At 39.8% G+C, this 23,421-nt stretch carries 18 protein-coding genes and 1 pseudogene; 7 read left to right on the top strand and 12 right to left on the bottom strand.

Going from position 1 to position 23,421, the window contains the following annotated elements; all coding sequences use genetic code 11:
- Nucleotides 1-40: 40 nt before the first annotated feature.
- Nucleotides 41-571: pseudogene (locus ACM0OW_RS12495) on the top strand (cell division protein FtsK); the annotation flags it as partial.
- A 231-nt stretch (nucleotides 572-802) separates the two neighbouring features.
- Here ACM0OW_RS12495 and ACM0OW_RS12490 read toward each other — a convergent pair.
- Nucleotides 803-1,549 (bottom strand): ParB N-terminal domain-containing protein, encoded by a 747-nt coding sequence (locus tag ACM0OW_RS12490; RefSeq protein ID WP_414550420.1) that lies wholly within the window; start codon nucleotides 1,547-1,549, stop codon nucleotides 803-805.
- Complete coding sequence (locus ACM0OW_RS12485; RefSeq protein WP_414550419.1) at nucleotides 1,549-2,913, bottom strand: AAA family ATPase; 1,365 nt, start codon at nucleotides 2,911-2,913, stop codon at nucleotides 1,549-1,551. The genes ACM0OW_RS12490 and ACM0OW_RS12485 overlap by 1 nt, the downstream gene beginning before the upstream one ends.
- Before the next feature lie 465 nt (nucleotides 2,914-3,378).
- Between ACM0OW_RS12485 and ACM0OW_RS12480 the strand changes: the two genes are divergently transcribed.
- Nucleotides 3,379-4,263, top strand: coding sequence for a ParA family protein (locus ACM0OW_RS12480; protein ID WP_414550418.1), 885 nt, complete (start codon nucleotides 3,379-3,381; stop codon nucleotides 4,261-4,263).
- Nucleotides 4,264-4,423: 160 nt separating this feature from the next.
- Here the strand turns inward: ACM0OW_RS12480 and ileS are convergent, their stop codons facing one another.
- Nucleotides 4,424-7,300 (bottom strand): isoleucine--tRNA ligase, encoded by a 2,877-nt coding sequence (ileS, locus tag ACM0OW_RS12475; protein WP_414550417.1) that lies wholly within the window; start codon nucleotides 7,298-7,300, stop codon nucleotides 4,424-4,426.
- Nucleotides 7,301-7,526: 226 nt separating this feature from the next.
- Between ileS and ACM0OW_RS12470 the strand changes: the two genes are divergently transcribed.
- Nucleotides 7,527-8,549: an endonuclease NucS domain-containing protein gene (locus ACM0OW_RS12470; RefSeq protein WP_414550416.1), complete on the top strand. Its 1,023-nt coding sequence runs from the start codon at nucleotides 7,527-7,529 to the stop codon at nucleotides 8,547-8,549.
- Nucleotides 8,550-8,645: 96 nt separating this feature from the next.
- Here ACM0OW_RS12470 and ACM0OW_RS12465 read toward each other — a convergent pair whose 3' ends face one another.
- Nucleotides 8,646-9,188, bottom strand: a complete 543-nt coding sequence (locus tag ACM0OW_RS12465; protein ID WP_414550415.1) for an REP-associated tyrosine transposase — start codon at nucleotides 9,186-9,188, stop codon at nucleotides 8,646-8,648.
- Between the two features lie 160 nt (nucleotides 9,189-9,348).
- Between ACM0OW_RS12465 and ACM0OW_RS12460 the strand changes: the two genes are divergently transcribed.
- Nucleotides 9,349-9,564: a DUF4926 domain-containing protein gene (locus ACM0OW_RS12460; protein ID WP_414550414.1), complete on the top strand. Its 216-nt coding sequence runs from the start codon at nucleotides 9,349-9,351 to the stop codon at nucleotides 9,562-9,564.
- 114 nt (nucleotides 9,565-9,678) lie between these two features.
- On the opposite strand, the gene ACM0OW_RS12455 is transcribed toward ACM0OW_RS12460, so the two are convergent.
- The 5 genes from ACM0OW_RS12455 to ACM0OW_RS12435 all read right to left on the bottom strand — a co-directional run bounded on the left by ACM0OW_RS12455 (nucleotide 9,679) and on the right by ACM0OW_RS12435 (nucleotide 15,507).
- On the bottom strand, nucleotides 9,679-11,712 hold the full coding sequence (locus ACM0OW_RS12455) for a caspase, EACC1-associated type (RefSeq protein ID WP_414550413.1): 2,034 nt from the start codon (nucleotides 11,710-11,712) through the stop codon (nucleotides 9,679-9,681).
- A gap of 1 nt (nucleotide 11,713) precedes the next feature.
- Nucleotides 11,714-12,100 carry a sugar ABC transporter permease gene (locus ACM0OW_RS12450; RefSeq protein WP_414550412.1) on the bottom strand — a complete coding sequence of 129 codons (387 nt, stop codon included), beginning with the start codon at nucleotides 12,098-12,100 and terminating at the stop codon, nucleotides 11,714-11,716.
- A 723-nt stretch (nucleotides 12,101-12,823) separates the two neighbouring features.
- On the bottom strand, nucleotides 12,824-13,555 hold the full coding sequence (locus ACM0OW_RS12445) for a Ycf66 family protein (RefSeq protein ID WP_414550411.1): 732 nt from the start codon (nucleotides 13,553-13,555) through the stop codon (nucleotides 12,824-12,826).
- A gap of 53 nt (nucleotides 13,556-13,608) precedes the next feature.
- Nucleotides 13,609-14,217 (bottom strand): VWA domain-containing protein, encoded by a 609-nt coding sequence (locus ACM0OW_RS12440; protein ID WP_414550410.1) that lies wholly within the window; start codon nucleotides 14,215-14,217, stop codon nucleotides 13,609-13,611.
- Between the two features lie 36 nt (nucleotides 14,218-14,253).
- Nucleotides 14,254-15,507, bottom strand: a complete 1,254-nt coding sequence (locus ACM0OW_RS12435; protein ID WP_414550409.1) for a cation:proton antiporter — start codon at nucleotides 15,505-15,507, stop codon at nucleotides 14,254-14,256.
- A 241-nt stretch (nucleotides 15,508-15,748) separates the two neighbouring features.
- Here ACM0OW_RS12435 and gndA point away from each other — a divergent pair, with 241 nt between their 5' ends.
- Complete coding sequence (gene gndA / locus ACM0OW_RS12430) at nucleotides 15,749-17,179, top strand: NADP-dependent phosphogluconate dehydrogenase (protein ID WP_414550408.1); 1,431 nt, start codon at nucleotides 15,749-15,751, stop codon at nucleotides 17,177-17,179.
- A 332-nt stretch (nucleotides 17,180-17,511) separates the two neighbouring features.
- Here the strand turns inward: gndA and patX are convergent, their stop codons facing one another.
- Entirely contained in the window at nucleotides 17,512-17,745 is a 234-nt protein-coding gene (patX, locus tag ACM0OW_RS12425) for a heterocyst-inhibiting protein PatX (protein WP_414550407.1), read from the bottom strand.
- Between the two features lie 107 nt (nucleotides 17,746-17,852).
- Complete coding sequence (locus tag ACM0OW_RS12420; protein WP_414550406.1) at nucleotides 17,853-19,652, bottom strand: FAD-dependent oxidoreductase; 1,800 nt, start codon at nucleotides 19,650-19,652, stop codon at nucleotides 17,853-17,855.
- Between the two features lie 321 nt (nucleotides 19,653-19,973).
- Between ACM0OW_RS12420 and ACM0OW_RS12415 the strand changes: the two genes are divergently transcribed.
- Both ACM0OW_RS12415 and ACM0OW_RS12410 read left to right on the top strand, forming a co-directional pair.
- Nucleotides 19,974-21,074 (top strand): HindVP family restriction endonuclease, encoded by a 1,101-nt coding sequence (locus ACM0OW_RS12415; RefSeq protein ID WP_414550405.1) that lies wholly within the window; start codon nucleotides 19,974-19,976, stop codon nucleotides 21,072-21,074.
- A gap of 5 nt (nucleotides 21,075-21,079) precedes the next feature.
- Nucleotides 21,080-22,084, top strand: a complete 1,005-nt coding sequence (locus ACM0OW_RS12410; protein WP_414550404.1) for a DNA cytosine methyltransferase — start codon at nucleotides 21,080-21,082, stop codon at nucleotides 22,082-22,084.
- Nucleotides 22,085-22,170: 86 nt separating this feature from the next.
- On the opposite strand, the gene ACM0OW_RS12405 is transcribed toward ACM0OW_RS12410, so the two are convergent.
- Complete coding sequence (locus ACM0OW_RS12405; protein ID WP_414550403.1) at nucleotides 22,171-23,334, bottom strand: PIN domain-containing protein; 1,164 nt, start codon at nucleotides 23,332-23,334, stop codon at nucleotides 22,171-22,173.
- Between the last annotated feature and the right edge of the window lie 87 nt (nucleotides 23,335-23,421).

The following is a 23,421-nucleotide window of genomic DNA, read 5'->3' as shown; positions in this document are numbered from 1 at the left end:
GATTGCTTAAATTTAATTGTTTATGACAACTTTTTAGTCAATGCACTACCTGACAACAGCAACAGAAATCCGAGAGTTTATCTCTACATTAACATCTAACAAAATTCTGTGGTTAGATACAGAAATTGCCGATTTTACTACTCATTATCCCAGATTATCGCTGATTCAGGTATTGACTGATCATACAGATTCTACAGGCGTATCTGCTTACCTTCTAGATGTACTAGATAAACATGATTTGGCAGAATATTTCATTAACCAAATCATGTTTAATTCAAATATTGAAAAGGTTTTTCACAATGCTGGTTTTGACCTCAAGTATTTAGGAAAAAAACTCGCACAAAATATTACTTGTACATACCAAATAGCTAGAACAATTACTCGTGAACGCCTGGAAGTTTCCAATTTAAAGCTCAAAACTTTAGCATCAGAACTTTGTTACTTTGTCAATGTTGATGCAGATGAAGGAAGCAGCGATTGGGGAATGCGTCCTCTGAGTGACAAGCAACTAAAATATGCTGCAATGGATACTGTTTATTTGGCTGCTGTGCATCGGAAGTTATTAGAAATAAAGATTTTGGATTCCAGTTTATCCATATAAAATTCCAATTCTAAATAGTTAGAATGATGTTGAAAATAACTAGAAAAATTCGGTTTGATTTATGAAAAAAACAAATATTGTAGGGTGTGTTAGGATGAAATCCGTAACGCACCATTATTAAGATTTTGGTGCGTTACGCTACCGCTAACGCACCCTACCTGCTATACGCACCCTACGTTTTAATTGACTAGCAGCATCAAGTCAGATAGTAGCTTCAGAAAAACTATCGATAATCTTAAGCATTGTTTTGTCACCTAAACCTTTAATACGATCAACTACATTACTAAAGGATGTAAAATTTCCATTAGCTTTTCGTTCGCTGACAATTTTTTCAATTATTTTAGTTGTGACATTAACCCGTTTTAGCTTATCAGTTAACTGATTTAATTCTAAGGTATTAAGTGCTGCTAACGGTTCCATTGGTTTGGGAATTCTTGTTTCAATTTCTTGTAGTCTGTCATTAAATTTTTTTATCTCATTTCTGAACTCGGTTTGTAATTCATGAGTGCGATTGTCAAAACGTGATTCAACATTTGTCATGCGAGATTCCATATTCATAATTTTTAATGCTGTATTTGTTGAGGTAGGATTTTTGTTATCTAAATCGGTGGATACAGCATTATTAGGAATAATAGATTTCGATTTTCTAAATAATTCTACTTGCTTGGTTAAAAATTCCTCATTTTCTGGCTCAATAATAAAGACACTTATCATCTCTCCTTGACGAGGGTCTATCTCTCTTGCTCTAACAGCAGCATAGTATTCAAAGACTCCATCTATTAACTCGTAGGATTTTAGACTTGTTCGACGAACCACTATAGGGTTAATAACTCCTTCAGATTCTAAAATAGACTGAGCAGCTTTTTCTAACTCATCATCTGAAAAAATTGAGCGAGGCTGAGTGCAAGTAATTTTTTTGACAGCTACAAGCGAAGCAGATAATTTCATTAATATAATCCTATTTTTTGTAATACTTCTTTAGCTAGTAATTCAAATTCTTGGGCAGAGGTAGAACCAGGTTTAAAGTCCAGAACAGACATAGGATCTGGTATTTCCATATCTCCAACCATTAAAAATTTTTCTGCACATTTAGCCAAATCATCTCTTTCATAAATTACAGTATCCATCATTGTAAGATCATATCTTTCCGGAATTTTTTCCATGCGTTTTTTTAATGTAGATTGTACAAACTTATTATTTGTAGATATTTTTGAAGCAAGAACTCCTAATATTTCAATAGGTGGTTTTCTTACTTGTTTCCTAAATCCATTAATTGTTTTTACGAAATCTTTAACATTTATCAATCCTTGATTCGCAAAAGGTTTTAAATCTGATGGTATGATCAGATAATCTGTAGCAATTAAAGCAATTTTGGCATACAAATTTAAAGAAGGTGGAGTATCAATTAATACAACATCATATTGTTCTTTTACTTCCTCCAGTTTTTCAATGAGTATAAGTCTACTGTAGTCAAGATCATTCAGTTCAGTCTCTTGTTTTATCAAATTTATATGTGCAGGAAGTACCTCAATTCCTGGGTCACAAAAATTGGATTTTCTGACAATTTCTGAAACTGGGAAAAAATCCTCTGAATGTAATATATGAAAAATATTAGAATCTTTAATATCATCAAATTCTTCATCATCAAATTTAACTAAACCAGTAGCGAATGTAGTATTAGCTTGGCTATCAAGGTCAATTACTAAGACTTTTTTACCTTGTTTACGGATAGCAGCAGCTAAATTAACTACAGTTGTTGTTTTACCAACACCACCCTTATTATGGTACACTGCGATTATTTTCATAGGATTTTGCCTTTTGTTTTCCAAGTTTAAATTATTCTGAAATATTTGAAACTTTGAGCTATCTAATAATTTTCTCTCTTTCAGACTTTCTCTACCAATTAAACGTGTAATCTCCTGTATGTTTGTTTCAACATCCTTCCCATCACACTCAAAGACTAGCTGAATATCATAGTGCAATTTTTCATAAATTCTGATTTTTTTACCATTAGTCAGCAACCCATATCGCGCATTCAAACTGGTTAAATAATGCCTGAGTCTAAGGACATGATTATTTAAGTTTTGCTTTGGATGCTTTGCCTCCATGACAACACTCATTGGCGAATTAGCATCTAAAACCAAGGGAATAACCTGTACCGCAAATGCTAAGAAATCCAAACGAATGCTACCCAGTGCAACTTCTTGATGCCATGTATCGGGTGTATACCCTAACTGCGGCAGCAAATACTGAACTATGAGTTTGCTTTCAACTTCGCTTTCATTACGACACAGTTCAGGATTAAACGGCAATATACTTTACCTCAATAAAATTGCTACATTGGCAAAAACCGTATGCAGTTTAAAATATAACACAGATACTTAAGAGTGTGTGATAAAAATTGCCTAATGATATGTATATAAATAAGACTATGCTTAGTATTTTTACAAAAAATGAGAATATTATAATTTTGGCAAATAAAATTTATATTTGCAGTAATTTCCCTAAATTTCACTTATACTCTCCGCGCCTCTGCGCCTCTGCGTGAGCCAAAAAAGATTAAAAATTACAGTAAACAAATCAAAAAACCAGACTTTGAGTATTTTTCCCTACTAGTATTTCACAACTCAACCCGTACTGCTATAATCTAACTGCCTCAATGGAGACAAGCTAACTTTTAAGCTTGCGGAAAATATTAAATTTAATAGAAGTTTTAATTATTCAATAAGAGTATACGCTACCTAGATATGGGAATGCGTCAACAAAGGACTTAACCAATGGGATATGTAATTGCTACTGCAAATATGAAAGGTGGCGTTGGTAAAACCACCCTCACTGTCAACATCGCTACTTGTTTAGCCAAAAATCACGGAAAACGCGTGCTTGTGCTTGATTTAGATAGCCAAATCAGCGCTACGCTTAGTTTAATGTCGCCCTTAGACTTTGCCAAACTTCGCAAACAACGCAAGACGTTTCGATATTTGATAGACCAAGTTATCAATCCTGAACCAGAAGCAAAACTGACAATTCATGATATTATCAAATCTCAAGTTTGTAACCTGTCTGGGCTAGATTTATTACCCGGAGATATTGATTTATATGATGAGTTTCTAGTCTCCGAAATGCTGCACCAACAAGCAATTGCTTTGGGTGAACAGGACTTTGAAACTGTGTGGAATCGCTTTGAAAGAGTCTTGATTAATAACATCTTAAAACCAGTGCGTGAGGAGTATGATTTCATTCTGCTAGATTGTGCGCCTGGTTATAATTTATTGACTCGTAGTGCTTTAGCCGCCAGCGATTTTTACATTCTTCCGGCTAAACCAGAACCTTTGTCTGTAGTAGGTATTCAACTATTAGAAAGACGCATCGCTCAATTAAAGGACAGTCACGAACATGAAGCGAAGATAAATATCAAAATGTTGGGAATTGTCTTTAGTATGGCTAGTTCTAATCTGTTAAATGGCAGATATTACAGACAAGTTATGCACCGGGTTGTGGAAGATTTTGGTGTAGATAAAATCTGTAAAGCACAAATACCAGTTGATATGAATGTGGCTAAGGCTGTTGATAGTTTTATGCCGGTTGTTTTAACAGCATCTCAGTCATCTGGTTCCAAAGCATTTTCTCAATTAACTCAAGAGTTGTTGCAGAAGTTGTAATATCAAGTCCGGTTAATTAGTTACGATTACCACAATCATTCTACCCCACCCCCAACCCCTCCCCGCAAGCGAGGAGGGGAGTAGTAAGTGTCAAACCATACTTGATATTTTCCCCTCTCCTTAGTAAGGAGAGGGGCTGGGGGTGAGGTTCTGTATTTTATTAAAACTCTCCCGCTAAGGCTGGAACGCACCGTTCACACAGCAAGGGATGCTCTGCTGATTCTCCCACATGGGTAGAGTAATTCCAACAGCGATCGCACTTTTTCCCCTCTGCATCTATTACACCAATTCCCCAGCTATCAGACTGCAAATTATATTTCAAACCTTGCAATGCTTCCGGAGTATCTAATACTTCCACTTGGGAGGTAATAAACATATAGCGCAGTTCGTCGATACCATTACCAATTTCAGGATTTCGGGCTTTTACCGCAGAACGTAAATGCTCATCCTTGACATATAGCAGGATTTTTGCTTCTAGGGAAGAACCAATCATTTTTTCTCCCCTGGCTTGTTCTAATACCTTATTCACATCATCGCGAATTTTGCGGATTTGTTGCCAAAATTCTGCCAATTCAGGATTCCGCCATTTTTCATCTACCTGCAACCAACCAGCTTCAAATACTGATTTGCATGGTGTTTGGTAAGGGATAAATTGCCAGATATCCTCAGCAGTGTGACACAAAACAGGTGCGATCGCTCGTGCTAAATTCTCCAAAGCAATTTGCAAAACCGTTTGACAACTGCGGCGACGGAAAGCATCCGGGGAACTGATGTATAATCTATCCTTGGCAACATCTAAATAGAAGTTGGATAAATCCACCACGCAGAAATTCAGCACAGTTTGGAAAAAGCGGAAGAATTGGAAACTGTCAAAAGCTGCTGTAACTTCCTGAAACACCTCAGTCATCCGGTGTAACATATAGCGGTCAAGTTCTGGCAAATCTGACAAAGGTACTGCATCCTTTACAGGGTCAAAATCATGCAAGCTACCCAACAAGAACCGCGCTGTATTGCGGATTTTGCCTCTGACATCATTCATTTGCTTAATGATGTTACCACCCAGACGCACATCAGAGGAATAATCTACCGACGAAGCCCATAACCGCAGGATATCAGCACCATAAGGGGGTTCTTTTTTCTGGTCTTTCCCGCCATTAATCACAATTTGGGGGTCAACCACATTCCCCACAGATTTACTCATTTTCCGCCCTTGTTCATCTAAAACAAAGCCGTGAGTTAAGACAGTTTTGTAAGGTGCAATACCATTTACCGCTACACTAGTCAGCAGACTTGACTGGAACCAACCCCGATGTTGGTCAGAACCTTCCAAATACATATCAGCAGGATAGCGTAACTCTGGACGCTGTTTAACTACAGCCGCCCAAGATGAACCAGAATCAAACCAGACATCCATTGTATCTGTACCTTTGCGGTAAGACTTGCCATTATGGCGGTAAGACTCTGGTAATAACTCCTCAACCGACATTTCCCACCAAGCATTAGAACCTTTTTCAGCGATAATTGCTTGGACGTGGTTGATACTTTCCTCATTCAGTAATGGTTCCCCAGTGGCTTCATCGTAGAAAACCGGAATGGGTACACCCCAAGAACGCTGACGGGAAATACACCAATCAGAACGTTCTGCAACCATTGGTCTGATGCGATTTTCACCTTGGGCTGGAATCCATTTTACACTAGCGATCGCCTTTAAAGCCTCATCCCGAAATCCAGCCACAGAAGCAAACCATTGTTCAGTCGCCCGAAAAATCGTCGGCTTCTTCGTCCGCCAATCATAAGGATACTTGTGGGCGTAAGCTTCCTCCTTCAACAAAGAACCAGCCGCAGTCAGCGCATCAATTACCGCCTGATTTCCATCACCCAAAACATTCAACCCAGCAAACTCACCCGCCTCCTGAGTAAAATCACCATTGTCATCCACAGGCGCAAGAATCGGCAAACCATAACGCTGACCAACAATGTAATCTTCTTGACCATGACCCGGTGCAGTATGTACCAACCCAGTACCAGACTCAGTAGTGATATAATCACCACCCACCACAACCGGACTTTCACGGTCAAACAAAGGATGACGATAAGTAGAATGTTCTAAAACCTGCCCCTTAAACGTAGCCTTCACAGTCAACTCAGCATCCAAAGTAGCAGCCAACCTTTCCACTAAATCAGTAGCCACAATCAAAAACTCTCTCTGCGCCTCTGCGCCTCTGCGTGACACCTCCACCACAGAATAATTCAAATCACCATTCACCGCCACAGCCAAATTCCCCGGAATCGTCCAAGGAGTAGTAGTCCAGATAGCCACACCCAAATGGGGCAAAAATTCACCCAACACAGGTTTAGCAGCCTCAGACAGCCCGGTAACAGGAAAAGCCGCATAGATACTGCGCGAAGTGTGACCTTCGGGATATTCCAACTCAGCCTCAGCCAAAGCTGTTTTAGAACTAGGACTCCAGTGAACCGGCTTCAAACCGCGATAGATGTATCCTTTTAACACCATCTCACCGAACACACCGATTTGCGCCGCCTCATATTCCGGCTTCAGAGTCAGATAAGGATGCTCCCAATCACCCCAAATACCGTAACGTTTAAAACATTCCCGTTGGTCATCTACAGTAGCTAGAGCAAACTCTTTAGCTTTTTCCCGCAATTTTAAAGGCGTTAAACTTTGCCGTTCTGCCGACTTCATCTTTTGCAGAACTTTCAACTCAATGGGTAATCCGTGACAATCCCAGCCAGCCACGTATCTAACTTTACGCCCTTGCAGTAGTTGGTAGCGGTTAATAATATCTTTGAGAATTTTATTTAAGGCATGACCAATATGCAATGAGCCGTTGGCGTAGGGAGGCCCATCATGGAGTATAAATAATTCGCCGGGGTTTTCTTGGGAAAGGCGATCGTAAATGTTATTTTCCGCCCAGAATTTTTGGATTTCAGGTTCGCGCTTGATAGCGTTAGCCCGCATATCGAATTTAGTCTTGGGTAAGTTTACCGTATCTTTGTAGCTTCCAGGTTCTGTCACAGTCTCATGCCTAAGATTATATGTGCAGGTTATCCGATCAATTATAAGAGATGGGCATGATTCTAGTTCGTAGGTTGGGTTAAGCGCAGCGCAACCCAACGCAACCCATCGGTATATTGCAGTTAATGTTGGGTTTCACTTCGTTCTACCCAACCTACGGGACTGAACAGGTATAATCAGGCGGTTTTTAGTATAAATTAAATATATTATTACTGCTATCACCACGATGAAAAACAAAGTAGCATTACAAAAAACTGCTCAAGGCTGGAAATTTATTGATGAGGCTGAATTAGAAACCTTTGTTTGGGATAATTTGGCAGAAATATTTGAACTAAAGCCTTTAGCACGGCAATTATATATAAAAGGAGAGGTTTGTGACATTATAGGAATTGGCAAAAATAATCAACTAACTATTATTGAGTTAAAAAATACAGAAGATCGTTATATTATTAATCAACTGACACGGTATTATGAGAATTTAAGAGAAGAACGACCTTTTAAAGATAATGTTGATTATGAGCAAGAGGTTCGGTTATTGGCAATATGTCCTAATTTTCATCGGCATAATTTAATTGATGAGAAACATAGCCGTTTAAACTTCGAGCTATTTACTTTTTCTATTATATGTAAAGAAGATAACGAATTTTATTTTTCTGTATCTCAAATTTCTAACCAGTCAGAAGCAAAGCTGATAAAAATTAATTATCAACAAGTTAATTTACAAAATCAACAAAATGATAAAATTCCTGAAGCACCAAGATTATTGTTAGATTGGTTAGGTGCATTGGCAGAAACAGAATTAGAAAACTTAAAACAAATCAGACAGCAGATATTAAGTTTTGATCACAGAATAGAAGAAATCATAGTCAATAAAAGTATTGTCTATGCAAGTAAATATGGCAAGGATAAGTTGAGACAATGTGCAGAATTTTCATTTGATAGGAAATCAAAAAAGATTATATTATTTTTGTGGCTAATTATTCCCAACCGACAAAATAAAACGATTGTTAGAATGCAAGTTGATACAACAGAAGAATATCTCACATATTCGCGATATGCTCCTGTGAAAGAAAAAAGTATATTGTGGGAAAAATTCTTTAATAAAATATTTTATTCTGTGCCAAAACATTCAGGAAGATTATTGTCAGAAGTTATACATTTAGGACAAGCATACAACCAAATATTTGTTGATGAAACTAAAAATATTGTTAATAGAGCATTAAAAACATGGTTGGAAAGAATCAATTAAAATCAGTTTAATTGTAGGTTGGGTAGAGGAACGAAACCCAACACAACCCATCGGTATATGGCGGTTAATGTTGGGTTTCACTTCGTTCTACCCAACCTACTCATTGCCAATATGATCATCAAAAATAATATCCTCCCCTGCACCCCACATAATGTCATAAATACCTTGACGTACAGAACGATGAAAACTGGAATATTGCCAATCTTTTGGTGATTTTACCAAACCATGTTTCACCGGATTATAATGAATATATTCAATATAATTTTGAAAATGTATTTCATCTTTAATTAAATGTTCCCAAAAACGATTTTGCCATACTGCACGTTGTTGTTTATTTTGTCTAGATCCAGATAAATTTTCTGGTAGAATAGTTTCACATTTACGACTAAAGTAACTTTTAATCAAACGCCAACGCGTGGAAAAATCCTGATCGTTTTCTGGTAATGTCCAAATACAATGAAGATGATCAGGCAAAATAACAACAGAATCTATAATAAATGGATGTTTCTCCATTACATAACGAAAAGCATCTCTTAATAAAGAAACATTATTTGGTAAACATAATATTTTCTGTCTTTTTTCTGTGACTACTGTAAAAAAATATGTTCCTCCTTGCACCTTGGCGCGACGATATTCCATAATGAAAATATCTTTTGAGTAAATTTGTGTTTTATTATATTTATTTTACCCCGTAGGTTGGGTAGAGGAACGAAACCCAACACAACTCATCGGTATATTGCGGTTAATGTTGGGTTTCACTTCGTTCTACCCAACCTACAAATATTGGAGGTTAGAGAAAGTGAGTCAGAACACACCGAAGTTACTAGATATAATAGCACTCACAGATGATATACCTGAATATAATTTGTTGCGTGGTCAAGTTGGTACAATAGTCGAATTATTAGCCGATGGTGCTGCGTTTGAAGTAGAATTTAGTGACAAAAATGGACAAATCTATGAATCTGTTGGTTTAACTTCAGCGCAGATTATGGTGTTATATTTTGAGCCAGCATAACTTAATTTAGTGTCGGCATAGGTGAGTTAGAGGTGGAGTCATGCGATCGCCTACCCTCATTGAGCTAAAATTATCCGAGATGATGCGATCGCAGACGAATACAAGAAGACATAACTAAGGACTGACCCGCATTACCACCACCCGAAAACCGACAAAGATGTACCTGTTGCCACGCACATACCTATCGCGAAACGCTGAACGGTAACGCCAGGGGTCGTAGTACCAAGAACTACCAGGTAGGTGCATATATTGATTATTGTGATGACTTAGCCATGCTCTCTTATCCGTGAGCGCATCATTACTATGATCGTGCCACTCATCCTGACACCATTCCCATATATTACCGTGCATATCATATAACCCAAAGGAATTGGCAGGAAATGTTCCCACATCGGTTGTTTGCTCCCGATATTCACCATTTGCCCCTTGACCATAATTACCTGGGTACATGGTTCCTGGATAAACCCAGTTTGTGCCGTCGTAATTTGCTAAATCTGTGCTAATTGTGTTACCAAAATAAAATGGCGAAGTCGTTCCCGCCCGACAAGCATATTCCCATTCAGCTTCACTCGGTAAACGATAGGTTTTTCCAGTCCGTTGAGATAGTCGAGCGCAAAATTCAACCGCATCATCCCAAGAAACACATTCCACAGGTCGATTAGCACCTTTAAAATGAGATGGGTCGGGATTTAAATCAATATTAACCCGATCAAAGCCAGCCACAACTGCCCATTGGGCTTGAGTGACGGGAAATTTTCCCATGAAAAAGGGTTGAATAATGAAGCTATGCGGAAAACTTTCTCTATCAAGTCTTTCTTGATTATTTTCTGGCGAACCCATGAGACAATTACTACCGGGAATTGCCACCATATCTAAAACAACACTATTACCCAGACGTTCTGTAAAAGACTCTGTATTTATCCGCTTGGGGTTGATGGATTGCTCTGGGGCTGGAATTTGAGCAATGGATTCAGATAATTTTTCCTGATTGAACCGGCTGGGGTTGATGTATTCCTCTGGGGCTGAAATTTGAGCAATGGATTCAGATAATTTTTCCTTGGATGCAGTCGATTTTCGTTGACTAATAATCCGTGCTTCTATTGGTGCAACATCTTCATCTCTCAAACCTAAATGTTGCTGATAGTCTATCAGGTCGTTGAGAGTTCTTTCACTTAGCGTCGGCTCAACTTCCATTGTCTCAATCAGTGTCGCCTCATATTCTTCTAATTTGCGCTGATACTCCCGATATGGTTGTTGCACTTCAGCCTCAATAGCATCAGCAACATCAGGTTCAAGGTGCAACTGAAGGCGCAACGAGTTTAACAGACGACGGGCAGGAATAGTAAATTTACCACGACGATTGATGCGGCGTTCAACTTCTTTGCGATACTTCAGCCTGGGGTCATCTTTGGGCGACTTCGCCAGAAAAATTCGATAACCGTCCTTATGAGGATAAAACTCTGGGGTCATGGCGGGGGAAGCCTCTTGCACCTTGCTTTTCGCATACTGATGCAACTCATCGGCTGCAATCAAACCATCCCCATCTTGATCCGCTGCACCTGTCGAAATCCCTTCCACTAAATAATTAGTATAAATCGAAAGGTCTAAGTGATCAGACTCAAACGCATATTGTGTGGAAGTAGAAGCTGTGAGAATAGCCCTACCCTCTCCCCCTAAATGCTGTTGTAGGTCTATAGTCCCACTATCTTTAGCTGTCAAACCCTTGGCAAAAGCACCACTAAAGCAACAATCTAAAATGACCACCAATCGCTTAGACTTGCTCTTGTTCATCCAATTATGGACATTTGTTGCGGCTACAGCTGTGGTAGGAATCAATCTATTTTGATTTTTTTGGGTTTGGCGAGTCGAAAAGTAAAAATCACCACTCTCATCAGTCACCCCATGACCAGAAAAGTAAAAAAGTACCAAATCATCTTTATGACGATTGGCATATAAGTGATAAATAGCATCTTCCATGTCTTGACGTTGGGGATTTTTTAGCACCGTGACATCTTCTTCTGCAAAATTACCCATTTCTGGGTTTAGTAAAACTCGCTGCATAGCCTCAACATCTTTTTCCGCCTTGGGTAGTGATGCTAATCCTGCCTCATATTTACTAATCCCGATCAGCAGTGCTATTTTCGACATATTAGCTGTTTGATGTATTGTTCAAAAAATTCTGTGCTTTTTGGCAAGCAAATTCAAATTCTTCTCGACTATTGGCTTCTAGGTTGAGTTCTCTACCATCGGGCGCTTTCAGCACCATCTTAATAGGTTTGTTACCAAAGCGATCGCTCAGAAATTGAAATAAAGTCTTGATATTAGCCGGGTTAACTTCTGCATTTAACAACCCCAATAAAAAGCCACCTAAAGCCTTAGTTTTCTTGGGTGCATTTTCTACTGCTATTAAATCTGCATCTTCTACCCCGTCCACATCTCTTAACTGGGGGAGCAAATTTTGGACTTCTGCTTGTAAATCTTCATCGTCTAAATCCAGTTCAGTTAGAGAAATCGTCATCAAAACATTAGATTTCATGATCATATACCCTATACGCTTAAATATAGTTAGAGCCGTTTTAAACGATTGTATTGGTTATTGTAAGTGTTTTAGTAAATATTCAGCAATAAAACGCTAAATTTGCTCAGGAACGCACAATTTATGACGTTAAATTATACTCTCTCTAGAGAACTGTAGATTTTTTCAGTGCATCACTAAGCCCGGAATGTATAGAGTTACTCAAAACCGATTTATAACTTAACTCTTAAAAATATGTTTTTAAAGGACTCAAATCACAGCCGGCGCGAAAAATGCAAAAATTTGCGGTTTTTAATGAGTGCTGAGTAGGTAGGGGCGGGTTTAAGCAGTGAGTTTGCGGTTCGTCGAAATCCTTAGCGCTCTTTTATTACTCTCGTCATATAAAAATCATAAACCCTTATTTTTTATGACTTTGATCAATTCAGACGTAGGTTGGGTAGAGGAACGTTAACGTAGTTTGCCGAAGGCGTAACCCAACACCCACAATCCTTGGTTTCGTTGGGTTACTCTACGAGAAGGCTACGCCTACACAAGGCTCCAACCCAACCTACTCTTTTTTCTTTCATCAAAGTCATAAAAGAGCGTTAGTAAACCCGCCCCTACAGTAGTGCTTGAGTGCTGAGTAAGTTTCTTCCCCCCTGCACCCTGCACCCTGCCCCCTGCCTCTTTTCCACTGCCCCCTGCACCCTGCACCCCTGCCTCTTCCTAGACGCTGGGTTGAAGTCAATCAGCCTGATGTGGGGGTATGTTTTCCGGTGGTACTTCTGCTGGGGGCGCGAGTGCAGCATCTGGTGCAATTTCTGCAACCGGGATCGGTGCTTTCTCTTCAGTCTCAGCCTCTGCTTGGGCTGCTGCTAATACTTCAGCAGGCGGGGGACTGGGTGGGGTTGCTTCCTCAGTTTGAGATTCAGTTACAGTGGGAACAACTTTTTCCTCTGTTGCTGGTTCTGGTATGGGAGAAGTTTTATCAATAATCTCAACAACAGGTTTTTGGGCGGTGACAGAGGTGATTGTCTCTGTTTTGGGAGTTTCAGGTGTTTTCTTGGTTATAGTCTGTTGCGCCTTACTTTTTGCGCCGCTAAAGATATTACCCAGACTCCCTTGTACCTGACCTAGCCGTTCCTGGAGAGATAACTTATTCACTTGCTCCTGAATGCCAGTTTTTACCGTCTCAGGACTGGGTAATGGGGTTTGTTCTGTTTGCGGAGTGAGTTGGCGACGTAATGAAAGAGTTTGCCAGCCAAACCAAACCAAAAGAGCGACGCTAGCCACATGACCGAGCAATAAGCCGCCAGAAATGCGGGGCGCAAACACCCATAAGACTAAGGCATAGAAAAGTCCGACACCACTCCAGATAAAATCATTCTTACGGTGGATTTCTGGAAAAAAGAAAGCTGCTATGTAAATAGCTAAACTACCCAGTCCGACCACAAAAGCTAGAACGTATGCCAGCATTTTTTGGTTACTCCTTACTGCATCATTTGACGAGTGATTGGGAATTAGAAATTTTAGTCAACGATCGCTTTCTCTAAAGCTGCGGCAAATCCTATATCTTCTATATCATCAGCAGTTGTCACGTCAGCAATATCAAACTTTGCGCCGGCGTTGGTCAACTCATCGTCTATTGTCCGCAGAAACTTAGTTGCGCCTGGGTCATCACCAATTTGAAAGAACAGCACTGCTAATTCTTCATCACTATCTATTTTGCGACTAGCTAGGATAATCTGCTCATACACAGGCTTACGATCATCTGGCTCACCATCGGTGATCACAATAATTGTCTCACCGTTTGGCGTTAAACCTTGTTCTCTGCGGTTGAAAAAGTCATCAAAGGCTGCTTTCAGAACCCCAGCTAAGTTGGTGCTTCCAGCCGGGTGATTTTCTTGGAATATCTGCTGAACTTTACTTGAAGTCACCTCGGAGTAAAATTTGTGTCTGCCAGAGAACAGGTAAATGTTGATACCATCTGGGTCTAGCTGCTCACACTTGCGCGCTAAGGCTAAGGTGTTCTCTTGCATAGCTTCCCATCTGGTTTTGCCTGGAAGTTCACTAGGGCTTTCCATGCTGCCGGACTTGTCTATGATTAGAGTGTATTGTCTGCCCATAATTTCTGTCATTTTTTCTTTTGTATGGTTATCTTTTTGAGCGTGTCTTTAGACCTGGTTTGCCGATGATGATGATTCTTCTGGTTGTGTTTGTGGCCACTGCTCCAACATTCGGTGCAGAATCAAGGGAGTGACGATACTAGTCACAGCACATACGGCAACCATAGCAGCAAATACCTGTGGAGAAATTGCCCAATTCCCCAATGACAGACCTCGTTGCATGATAATTAAGGTGATTTCGGCTCTGGGAACCAAGCTGACACCCAGTAATATCCCTCCCACCCATCCGGTCATAAATATCGCAGGTACACCAGCACCAATAATTTTACCTAATAGGGCTACAATCAACAAAGCACCACCCAAACCGAAAGCTGTGGTTAAGGCATGAGGCTCGATTTGCAAGCCGATGCCAATAAAGAAAAACGGGACGAAAAATTCATAAAGTGTGGTGAAAGAAGTATCTAATTTGACCGCTTCCGGGTCGCGGCTGAAGACGAGTCCAGCAAAAAAGGCTCCGATGGCTACGGAAAATCCTAATAAACCAGCGATCGCCGCAATGATAAATCCAATGCTGGCCACAGTCAACATCGGATCTGGGGGTTTTTCAATCCTCCTGATAAAACCTGTAACTGCTGCCTCAAAGTTACGCGAAAATACGTAACAAAAGGTGGCAAATAAGATAGATTTAATCAGGAAGCTGCCTGCGGTTTTAGCTAGAATGGGTAAAATAGAAGCATCAACACTGTTTTTTAAGGTAGGTGCAATCGCAAACAGCAACGCCATCAAAATCACACCAGAAATATCATCCATTTCCGCCACATCTAGCAGTAACTGACCATTGGGCGAGTCTGTCGCTTCCTCTTCGTGCCAAACTCCAACGGCTACCCCTACACTAGTAGCTGTCATGGCAGTACTGACAAACAAACTGGAAATTAGCCCCAGTTGCAGCCACCAGTAGGAAACCACAAAAGCCAGTCCGCCGCTCAGTAAAACATCACCAGCTAAGATGATGCTGGCGCGGGAAAGCTGGCGCATTAGTCCAGCCAAGTCACTTTCTAATCCCACCCGGAATAGCAAGGCGATAATTCCCAACTGTGCCAAGAACTCAAAAACTTCTGCTCCCTCTGGGGAAAGGATCTGCCATTGATTATCAATCAGGCGCAGGACAAATCCCAGGACTAAATAGCCAACCAGCGCCGGAACACCAATGCGCTCTAAACCAGATTTAATCAGAATAGCGATCGCGATCGCCATTCCCACCAGCAACACCAGTAATGGTAGCGCCTGCACCGATTCATTCATCTGCGCTCTCCTGCTGCACCTTTGCCGACCTTCTACTATGTCTAAAGCAGTGGAGACAGTGAATTCATCCTCTATTTGACAGAAATTAATCCTATACTCAAACTTGCCACAATTAATTCTTTGTGTTAATTGTAAATTTTTGCAGTTTATTCAAGTCTTAAGGTCTTCTTTAGGAGAGAAGCCAAAATCTCGGTCTACCCTAAAGATAAAAGGATCTGCAAGAGTTAGCCAAACATAATTTATGACACTACAAAGCTTTGGTGTGATTGGATTAGCCGTAATGGGCGAAAATATAGCGCTTAACGTTGAGCGTAATGGCTTCCCAATTGCAGTTTATAACCGCTCCAGAGAAAAAACGGATGCGTTTATGGCGCAGCGCGCGCCAGGAAGGAACGTCAAAGCCGCGTTTACCCTAGAGGAATTTGTCGCATCATTGGAACGTCCCCGCAAAATCTTAGTGATGGTGCAAGCTGGTAAGCCAGTGGATGCGGTGATTGCCCAACTCAAACCCTTACTAGATGAAGGCGATATCATTATTGACGGTGGTAACTCTTGGTTTGAAGATACAGAAAGACGTACTCAAGAGTTAGAACCTGCTGGATTGCGGTTCTTGGGTATGGGTGTCAGTGGCGGTGAAGAAGGCGCTCTCAATGGCCCCTCACTCATGCCTGGTGGTACTCCTAGCTCTTATGAGTATCTATCTCCCATTTTCAACAAAATTGCTGCTCAAGTCGATGATGGTGCTTGTGTTACCTATATTGGCCCTGGTGGTTCTGGTCACTATGTGAAAATGGTACACAACGGTATTGAGTACGGCGATATGCAGCTAATTGCAGAAGCCTACGACTTGCTGAAAAATGTGGCTGGATTAAATGCAAATCAGCTGCATGACGTGTTCACTCAATGGAACACCACAGATGAACTCAATTCGTTTTTGATTGAGATTACATCGAATATTTTCCCTTACGTTGACCCCGAAACCAAAAAACCCTTGGTGGATTTAATTGTTGACGCAGCAGGTCAAAAGGGAACTGGACGTTGGACTGTCCAAACTGCTTTGGAATTGGGTGTAGCAATTCCCACAATTACTGCCGCAGTTAATGCCCGGATTATGTCTTCGATTAAAGATGAACGGGTAGCAGCTTCTAAGAGTTTGACAGGCCCTAGCGCTAAGTTTGATGGAGACGTGAAGGACTTTGTGAACAAGGTTCGCGATGCTCTTTATTGCTCCAAAATTTGTTCTTATGCTCAAGGTATGGCGCTGTTATATACAGCTTCTAAAACCTACAACTGGGATTTGAATCTGAGCGATATGGCGCGGATTTGGAAAGGTGGTTGTATTATTCGGGCTGGCTTCTTGAATAAGATTAAGAAGGCTTTTAACGAAAATCCTGCATTGCCTAACCTGTTACTAGCTCCCGAATTTAAGCAGACTATTCTCGACAGACAAGATGCTTGGCGGGAAGTCATCATGACAGCAGCAAAAGTGGGAATTCCAGTTCCTGCATTTAGTGCATCTTTGGATTATTTTGACAGCTATCGCCGCGATCGCCTACCTCAAAACTTGACCCAAGCACAACGCGACTACTTCGGCGCACACACTTACAAGCGTCTTGACAAGGAAGGAACATTCCATACTGAGTGGGTTCCCATCGCTGAAGCTAAAAAGTAAGCTTTCAGTCCTTAATATTAGCCTATTGTGAAAGTTGCCAGTTTTTAGGCTAGATATTTAAAAGTGACTCTGAATATTCAGAGTCACTCTCTTTATATAAGCGTTTCATCACATCATTGCATGGAATATGCGCGTACCGAAGGCCAGTCAGCCATCGCCTGATAATTGAGATTTAATGAGTCTAGGGATGCAACAGTGCTGATTGCAGCATGAAGTACCGTGAATATTTTTAGTGTTATGTCTTTGATAGAGAGGCAGTATTTGATTCCCTGAGAATTAGACAATTGCTGATTCTACAAAAACACGACACGAAGACATAGGCTCATGAGAGGTTAAGCATTACCGCCAAACCGTTTCATGAAGTTGATTCGTCCACTACCCCGATGTAGCCGTGGTCCTTCTGACTCGCTCAGTTGTGCTTGATACAGAGATAAATCTGTGTGTAACGGTTGCGAAACAGAAGCAGATAGCAACATCTGAGATAAGCGATTTACCTTTGCTTGGCAGTTAAAAGCTAAGGAACTGAAAACCAAACTCGAAACTAAAAGTGAAATCGTAGCTCGCATAACAGATGTTTATTTTAGAACTCTCTTATCTATTGCTACGGATCTTTAGGTAGCATATCCGGAAAAATGATCAAAAAGTAGTGTGTTTTACTGAAATTAAATTACTTTCACGCTACTGCAACATTTTCAGCCAATAACCAATGACCAGCATGATTTAAGTGACCCCAAATAGTCAGCAGTTGCTCATGCACAGCCGCTTCTAGTTGCTCTTGTGTATGCGATCGCAAAGTTACAAGCTGCCAAGTTTGACCATCATAGGCCGCTGGCGCAGTGATAGTAAAACAGTAATCTTGCTGATTTATCCGCCGGAAAATCCCGACAAAACAATCGCTTTTACGTGTTAATGCTTGGTCTTCTCTTAAGTAATTACACGTATTGAGCGATGAGCCAGGATAATTGCCATTTAATGGATAGGCTGGCGGGTCATTTAAGTAATACACTTGCGAATTTAGCCATTCCGGATTTTGGGTTGAGATATCTAAGTTAAATAGAGGTACAACTATCGCAGGATCTGGTAAAGATTTTAACAAAGCATTTTGTAGTTCCTTGACAGGTAAATCCCTCGGCTGACAGTTCAACTCAATGCACATAGCCGCAGCCATTCCCGCAGCTTGACCGATACCCATAACTACGGGTTGTAATCTGGTTGCGCCATTAGCAATATGAGATACCGAAATATTCTTTTCACAAACTAAAAAACCATCTATTTCCGCCGGAATTAAGGAACGGTAGGGAATAGTAAAGGGTGTACCAGTCCAACGTCCCCCCCAACGCATCGATTTCGGTTGCAGTGGCAAGTCGAACCCAGGATAATGATGATCGTTGGCATAGTTACCCACAGCGATTGCTTCGCAAACACCTTCGGCGAACGCATCGGGTAACAGAGATGCTACCTGACCCCCAGCCATTGGCAAAATATCCTGTTCTCGCACAGTAGTTAGTCCCACCAAGCGACGACTCTCACGGTAATAAGGATGCAATGCAAAAGCACCAGCTTTACAAGGAAAAACTGACTCAGCCAAACCATAGCGTCTCCCCAAGTTTTTTTGGATGAAATGAGCGAAATTTTGGCTATGCCAGCGAGATTCTTGTAAAAATTCCTTTTTAGCTACTTCTGACTCGATTAATCGCCCTACACCTTCGCCATAGTCATTACCACAGATAGGCCAATTAATCATAAATCGATTTCCTGGCCAGCGTCCATAATTCAAGAATTTCTCTGCACCATAGTTATCCCAAGCACCTGCAAACAGGGAAGGATCATAATTAGGCGCAGGTGGAATTTCTGGAGCAACATCTTTACCAAAATCTTGCATCACCACGACCCAAGTAGGGGCTTGCACCGGATATCTTTGTGTGAGATGATTAAAATCTGCTGGGGCGCTAATTTCTCCCCACTCAGATTGCAACTCCCAGCCCCAACGGTGAGGTATTTCTCCTAAAGCCAATAAATCACCTAATTCTGTACCATCGAGAATAATTTTGGCTGAAACGGTGAAGTCTGCAAACCTGACACCAGTTACACAATTACCCTGTTGCAACACTTCTAAAGGCACTTGTCCAGAAATCCAATGCAGATTTGATAATTCCTGCACCCAATCTGCAAAAATCTCGGCTCCAACACGGGGATCATAACTAAAAAAGCTCACCCAGCTATTATCTAATCCTTCTGGTTGACGCTGCCGTAATTCTTGTAAAAATGCGCCCCATAATCCGGTTTGAAATGCCATTAATTCATTACCATCAGGTGCAGATACTCCAGCAGAGGTGAGCATTCCCCCTAACCAAGGAAATTCACTCACCAGAATAGTATTTGCTCCCCGTCGCGCCGCTTGGATAGCCGCAGCCGTTCCCCCGGTTCCTCCGCCCACAACTAGGACATCGGCTGTGTATGTTTGTTGTGTCATTTGGATATAAGTCTCTAAAATAGTTGAGAAGAGGAAATGAGAGAGGATTTTTTAAACGCAGAGGTACGCTAAGGTTAGCGCAAAGATACGCTGAGTTTTTGTTTGAGTTTTCGTTACTAATTTTATCCTCTGAGTTACAATTTTGGAACTTTGTAATTTAACTCAGGGGACTCATGCTACCTCTATGAATGATCAAGGGATAAAAGTTAAGGTAACAGCACGGGTATACGCTAGAAAATATTTATAGCGCTTCTGGTTGTTTTGCGATATTGCAAATTTATACTAAAATTGTTGTCTGATATCATTGTTAAGATAAATCTGATGAACCCCAAAAAAATAGAAGCCAGTTTATTTGGTTTAAATCATTCTAATAGAGATTTTTCTCAAAGGGAAAGCTGGGGTAAAAATCAATTTAATAATTCTTTTCCTGTCTCATTAGCTTGTTATATGTATAGTCAAGGGTTAAAACTTAATTATTTAACTTTGGACGAACAATTAAAAATCAAGCATAAAGAAATACAGGTGAGTGAAATCTTGGGAACTTCTCCTCTGTCTTCAAATTTATTTTTTTCCTTTGAAAGTGATTATGTACCTTATAGAAAAATTATTATAGGTAAACTTCCAAGAGTTGATCTAGTCACTCATGACATGAATAGAGATAATGCTTGTCTAGGAAGAATAGAAATTAAATTAACAGCATTACCCGATAATTCTACATATAGATTACCAGATAATCAATACGGTTGTGAAATTGTGATCAGACCAGATACTATTGTCTATCTGGCTCTGAGTATTGCTTATGAATTTCAAAATAATAGAGATAAATTACTAACTTATCTTCATCCCGTGTGTAGTCTAATTGAAGACTGGTTAAGTATACGCCAGGTATTACCTTTTATTTCACAACTGGTAGAATGCTTGGATAAATTACTAGCGGATCATTTAGAACTCCAATCTCCATTAGTTATGCAGCCTATATGGAAAACTGTTGGTAAAACTTCAAAGCTTTATCAAAACTGCTTAGATATTTTTGTTTGGAGTAACTTTGGCTTTACTAGACTCTTCTTCGATATATGTAAAAGATTAGCTAAATCAGAAGAAACTATACAACGACCTATGCGTTCTGTGATATGGCTAGCAAAAATGTTATATGAATTTGCACTTGATGGTAAAGTAAATCATAAATTAGTTATAGATACATTAACATACAATACAAAAAATGATAAGGCTTTCGCTTTAAGTGGATCTAAAACTCGTCCATATATGATTTGTGATAATTTGATTAAACCCAGAATCAGCAAAGAAGAAATCAATAATATAATTTTAGGCGGGGGGCAAAATTTTTTAAGCCCTGAAAGAAGATTTGATGCCATTGTATTGAGTAATCCAGAAATTTTTGATGCTAAATTAAATGATGTGTAATTAGTATGCAGGAAAAATTTTTATTGCAGTCTTCATCATTAAAAGTTATAGATTTATTTGCTGGTTGCGGCGGTTTATCACTAGGGTTTGAAAACTCTGGATTTGAAATTGTAGCTGCTTTTGATAATTGGCTCTCTGCAATTAATGTTTATCAGCAAAACTTTCAGCACCCAATTTTTCAATATGACTTGAGTCAGGTAAACAGCAATTATGCATTATTTCATAAATTCTTACCTGATGTGATCATTGGTGGTCCACCGTGTCAGGATTTTTCTAGTGCTGGTAAGAGGAATGAAGATTTAGGTAGAGGCGATTTAAGTATTACATTCGCTAAAATAATATCTGGTGTTCATAGCCAATGGTTTGTGATGGAAAATGTCCCCAGGTTTAGCAAAAGTAATAAATATAAAGAATTCCGTCAAATCCTTAAAACTGCTGGTTACGGTTTAACAGAAAAAGTATTAGATGCGAGTTTATGCGGTGTACCACAAAAGCGAAAAAGATTCTTTTGTATAGGAGAACTTGGTGGTGAGGACGAAAAACTGCAACCTTATCTAGACGCTAATTTGTCTACAAAACCTAAAACTATTAGAGATTATCTCGGAAATAGTTTAGGGCTGGAATATTATTATAGACATCCTAGAACTTATCAAAGAAGAGCAATTTTTAGTATTGACGAACCCAGTCCCACGGTTCGAGGTGTAAATAGACCAATACCAAAAAATTATCAACAACATCCGCGAGATGCTGCGCCAGTAACACCTAATTCACGTCCTCTAACTACTCGTGAAAGAAGCTATATTCAAACTTTTCCCGATGATTTTATTTTTGCAGGTTCCAAAACTGATTTAGAACAGATGATTGGTAACGCTGTACCTGTAAAGTTAGCAGAATATATTGCTAAATGTCTGCTGATGTATATTCAAGACCAGAAGAAGTCTCAAATATTATATCCTGCCTCTTTGAAGAAAGAAAGAAATTCAGCGCAGCTTTACACAGATTATTCATGACAATAAAATCTCTCTCGCTTATTTCATCCTAACTTGAAATTTTATAGTAATTATTTTAGGGTGTAGGCGGATTGTTATGCCGCTTTTTAGTAATCATAATCTTCACCCATCCAATCTGGCTCAATCTCGCCAAAATCAACGGCATCAATCGTTTTAATCTCAATTTCAACATCGGCAACCTCAATCTCTGCGCCAACTTTGTCCAAACTCCCTACAAACGAAACTAAAATATCTACGTCTAAATTAGTTTGAATATTTGCACTACCACTTCCAAATGGAACTTCATCTTTATCTATAGAATCGTACACAGAAAATGAAAAGCTACATTCAATGTAGACATCAACGCTCAATCTCGATTCAACCACCAAGCTTTCATCATCAAAATTGACTGGTCTAAAGATTAAATTGGGAGTCTCTAATAACTTAAATTCAAATCCGTTTAAAGTTACTTCTGTTGAATCCTGCTCATATATGTAAGAGGAAGTCACTTCTGGATATATTTCAAGATCGCTCATTTGATATTCTAAAGCATTAGAAATAGCCTCTTGGACATTTTCTAATTCACCTTTTTCATACTTTTCCGATAGATATTTGCAGATGTCATCAGCATCTTGAAGCTGAAATAATCCTAAAGCTCCTGCAAAGTCATTAACAGCAATCAGCCTTTCAGAGTCTTTGCAAAAACTCTTCCAATCGTTATCGGATGTGACAACAATAATCTTTGTTTGATTTTTACTCGCCCATGTCTCTAACGACATTAGAGCAATGGCATCAGGAAACTCGTTTTTCTTTTCTCCTGTTTCCGAGAACGGCGGTCTAGCTTTGAAATATTTTTGTATCAAGTCGCCGAGCATCACATGGTTTTGGGCTTCAACTATTTCTAATGATGTAAGCTCTGCAAATTGATTAAATCGATCAAATACCACTTCCTGCGCTTCACGCTCACCAAAAACTATTTCTCTTATCTCTTTAATATCCTGATCCTGGATGCGCCAATGCTCCTTGGCTTGTTTCAAAGATTTTTCAATTTCCTTTTGTGCATCTCTCGCTTTTTTCATGAGATGCGATAACGTCTCTTCTTTGACTATTTCGGAAAGAATCAGTCTTGTTGAACTATCTTGAAATTGTTCCAACTGCTTAAGTAATCCTGATTCCAGTCTTAAACCTTGAGCATCAAAAATTGACGTGTCTAAGGTAATCGCCCCAAACTCTCCTGCTCTCACAGAATTTTTAAGTTCATCTAGTTCCATATATATAACTTAAAGCAACACCCTAATATATCCTGCTTCATTGACAGCTATCTGAATTATGATGATTTCGTTGATTGCGTTTAATAA

Origin of the sequence: Anabaena sp. CCY 0017 (genome assembly GCF_963920885.1) — a bacterium.
In the GTDB taxonomy this organism is placed as follows: domain Bacteria; phylum Cyanobacteriota; class Cyanobacteriia; order Cyanobacteriales; family Nostocaceae; genus Nodularia.
This window is presented reverse-complemented; position numbering and strand designations above follow the sequence as displayed.

Excerpts from the sequence above, each read along its gene's own strand:
- ACM0OW_RS12415 (WP_414550405.1), top strand. The coding sequence starts at position 19,974 with ATGAACCCCAAAAAAATAGAAGCCAGTTTATTTGGTTTAAATCATTCT.
- ACM0OW_RS12450 (WP_414550412.1), bottom strand. The coding sequence starts at position 12,100 with ATGAAATCTAATGTTTTGATGACGATTTCTCTAACTGAACTGGATTTA.
- ACM0OW_RS12490 (WP_414550420.1), bottom strand. The coding sequence starts at position 1,549 with ATGAAATTATCTGCTTCGCTTGTAGCTGTCAAAAAAATTACTTGCACT.
- ACM0OW_RS12420 (WP_414550406.1), bottom strand. The coding sequence starts at position 19,652 with ATGACACAACAAACATACACAGCCGATGTCCTAGTTGTGGGCGGAGGA.
- ACM0OW_RS12440 (WP_414550410.1), bottom strand. The coding sequence starts at position 14,217 with ATGACAGAAATTATGGGCAGACAATACACTCTAATCATAGACAAGTCC.
- ACM0OW_RS12465 (WP_414550415.1), bottom strand. The coding sequence starts at position 9,188 with ATGGAATATCGTCGCGCCAAGGTGCAAGGAGGAACATATTTTTTTACA.
- ACM0OW_RS12470 (WP_414550416.1), top strand. The coding sequence starts at position 7,527 with ATGAAAAACAAAGTAGCATTACAAAAAACTGCTCAAGGCTGGAAATTT.
- ACM0OW_RS12480 (WP_414550418.1), top strand. The coding sequence starts at position 3,379 with ATGGGATATGTAATTGCTACTGCAAATATGAAAGGTGGCGTTGGTAAA.
- ACM0OW_RS12410 (WP_414550404.1), top strand. The coding sequence starts at position 21,080 with ATGCAGGAAAAATTTTTATTGCAGTCTTCATCATTAAAAGTTATAGAT.
- gndA (WP_414550408.1), top strand. The coding sequence starts at position 15,749 with ATGACACTACAAAGCTTTGGTGTGATTGGATTAGCCGTAATGGGCGAA.
- ACM0OW_RS12455 (WP_414550413.1), bottom strand. The coding sequence starts at position 11,712 with ATGTCGAAAATAGCACTGCTGATCGGGATTAGTAAATATGAGGCAGGA.
- patX (WP_414550407.1), bottom strand. The coding sequence starts at position 17,745 with ATGCGAGCTACGATTTCACTTTTAGTTTCGAGTTTGGTTTTCAGTTCC.
- ACM0OW_RS12445 (WP_414550411.1), bottom strand. The coding sequence starts at position 13,555 with ATGCTGGCATACGTTCTAGCTTTTGTGGTCGGACTGGGTAGTTTAGCT.
- ACM0OW_RS12405 (WP_414550403.1), bottom strand. The coding sequence starts at position 23,334 with ATGGAACTAGATGAACTTAAAAATTCTGTGAGAGCAGGAGAGTTTGGG.
- ACM0OW_RS12435 (WP_414550409.1), bottom strand. The coding sequence starts at position 15,507 with ATGAATGAATCGGTGCAGGCGCTACCATTACTGGTGTTGCTGGTGGGA.